The sequence below is a fragment of the Mesorhizobium sp. M7A.F.Ca.CA.002.04.1.1 genome, from assembly GCF_004022805.1.
In the GTDB taxonomy this organism is placed as follows: domain Bacteria; phylum Pseudomonadota; class Alphaproteobacteria; order Rhizobiales; family Rhizobiaceae; genus Mesorhizobium; species Mesorhizobium ciceri.
Genome location: NZ_RZPL01000790.1, coordinates 1 through 2,486, shown reverse-complemented (window position 1 = coordinate 2,486; position 2,486 = coordinate 1). Strand labels below are relative to the sequence as shown.

Sequence of the window (2,486 nt, the reverse complement as noted above, 5' to 3'; positions counted from 1 at the left end):
GCCTTCGCCCTCGCCGAGTGCCTGTTCGGCATTGCCCATGGACTTGCCGGCCTCGCCAAATCCTTCATTGGGCTCCATACCCATGCCTTCGAGGCCCTTCTTCAGCTGTTCGAGGTCGCTCTGCAACTGGCCCTGGCCCTGCTGCAGCTGTTTCAGCGCATCGGCGAATTCCTGGGGCGTCATCGGCTTTTGCCGGGCGAGCGGATCGCGGTCTTCGCCGACGCCGGGTCTGTCCTCGTCCTGGCCGCCTTCGCCGAGCTGCTCGTCACGGTTCTGCCCGCGCTGGCGCTCGCCGCGCTGCATCTGATCCATGCGGAAGGTGTCGTTCATCATCTCCTGCTGACGGCGCAGGATCTCGCCCAACTTGTCCATCTGCTGGCGCATCTCGCTGTCCTGCTGGCCGCCTTGCTGCTGACGGCCGGCCTGCAGATTGTTCATCATGTCCTGCAGTTGCGACAGCAATTGCTGGGCCTTGTCGCGATCACCGGACTTCGCCAGGTTCTCGATCTGGTCCATCATGCGATCGATGTCGCTCTGGCGCAGTTCCTGGCCATTCTGCTGCATCTGCGGGGCGTTGGGATTTTGCTTGGCGCGCTCCGCGAATTCCTGCAGGAACTGGTTCATCGCCTCGCGCAGTTCCTTCATCGCCTTTTCGATTTCAGCGTCGCTGGCGCCATTCTTGATGGCGTCCTGCAGCGCCTGTTGCGCCTGGCGCAGCCGCTTTTCGGCGGCCGAAAGATTGCCTTCCTCGATGCCGAGCGCGATTTCCCAGAGATAGGAGACCTCGCTGCGCAATTGATCGTCGCTGTCGGCCATCTTCAGCCGGGTGCGGGCGCTCATGATGGCGAGGTAGTGGGACATGTTGTCGAAGGTGTCTTCCGGCCGCAGCGTGATGGCGTCCATCAGGTCGAGCACGCGCGGCTTGGCGTTGGCGTCGAGCGCCAGCAGGCGGCGCTGTTCGATCACGGCGCGTGCCAGCGGATTGGCGAAAGGCCGCTCCGGCATCAGCAGCGTCTTGGTTTCGCTCGATGCGGTGTGCCCGGCATCGTCGGTGGCGACCAGCGTCAGCTTGATGCTGCTGCCGGCCCAGACATGCTCGGTCAGGTCCTTCGAGGTCCTGGCGGCGTTCGACTTGCCGCCGCGGCGCGGCAGCGTCAGCGGCATTTCAGGTGCACCGTACAGTGGACGCGCATTCGGCGCCTGCGGATCGGCAAGCGCGAGCACCGCCTTGGCGGTGGCGGCGCCATAGTCGTCGTCGATCTGGTAGTTGAGCTCGAAGGCGCCGTTGGCGGCGCGCTTGGGCTCGCCGACGAAGCGGATCTGCGGCGGCTTGTCCGGTACGACCGCGAAGGCCCAGCGGCCGAGCTGGTCCTCGCCCGACGTCAGCGTCAGCGTGCCGTCGCCGGTCAGCTTGCTGGTGAACTGGCGCACCTTGGACGGCGTCGCCGGGCTTGCAGCCGGCTTGGCGGCGGCCTGCGGCGCAGCCGGGTCGATGGCGCGGGAATTGCCATTCTTGTCGGCGTAGCCGAGCGTTTCCTCGCCTGAGCCGCCCGTCACGCGCAGCGAAACGTCACTGCCTTCGGGAACCGTAAAGGTCGGGATGGCCTGGTTGGCGTCGGCGGTCAGGAAGATCGGCGGCTTGCCGGTGTAGGACGGCGGCGTCACCCAGGCGTCGATGCGCGGCGGCACGATATCGCGCGCGCCATGGGCATTGAAGCCGTCGCTGATCCTGCCGCCCGTCGGCCCGAAGGAGAAGGCGAAGGCGGTAACGAGCAAAAGTGCCGCCACCGCGCGCAGGGCCCAAGGGTCGCGCTCCGGCACGCGCGTGCGCGGCAGGTCGGCGCCGAGGTTGTCGAGCTTTCCGGCCATGCGCTTCTGGTGTTCGCGCCATAGCGCCTGCGAGAAGCTGCTTTCCCGGCCGCTTGGCCGGTCGGTCTGCACCAGCACCGGGCTGTGCAACAGTTGATTGGCTGCCTCGATGCGGCGGTCGATTTCGCCGGCGCCCGGCAGGCGGAAGAAACGCAGGGGATAAAGCGCGGCCAGTGCTGCTATGGCAAAGGCAGCGACCAGGCCGATGCGCGCCATATCCGGCAGCCGGGAGAATAGCCCGAGCCAGGAGATGCTGAGGAACAGGCTGGCAACGATGACGAGGGGAAGCAGCAACGGCCAGCCGCGCTCGACCACCATCGAGACCCGCGTGGCCAGCCTGCTCAAAGCCAGCCGCCCGGCGAGGCCGCGATCGCTGCTGAAGGTGGGTCGTTGCGTCATCGGCCCTTCCTTGAGCCTATGGCATCCCGAAACCGGGATGCGGCCCTATCCCTTTGAGCATGATCTGTTCCGAAAGGGATTCCATGTTTCGGGATCATGCTGTGGAGCGGGCAGATAGCCCGACGCCTCACGACTCAAAGAATACCAGCAAACACGGCAAAGGCGAGGCGGTTCGAAAAAACGTGAAGTGGACCGTTATAGTTCCATCCTGCATACCC

The 2,486-nt window shown here is 65.6% G+C and carries 1 protein-coding gene; it reads right to left on the bottom strand.

All coding sequences use genetic code 11. The annotated features are described in order from the left end of the window. Window positions 1-2,268: TIGR02302 family protein (locus ENZ75_RS28480; protein ID WP_128278494.1), on the bottom strand; the 2,268-nt coding region annotated here is incomplete at its 3' end. Window positions 2,269-2,486: the final 218 nt, after the last annotated feature.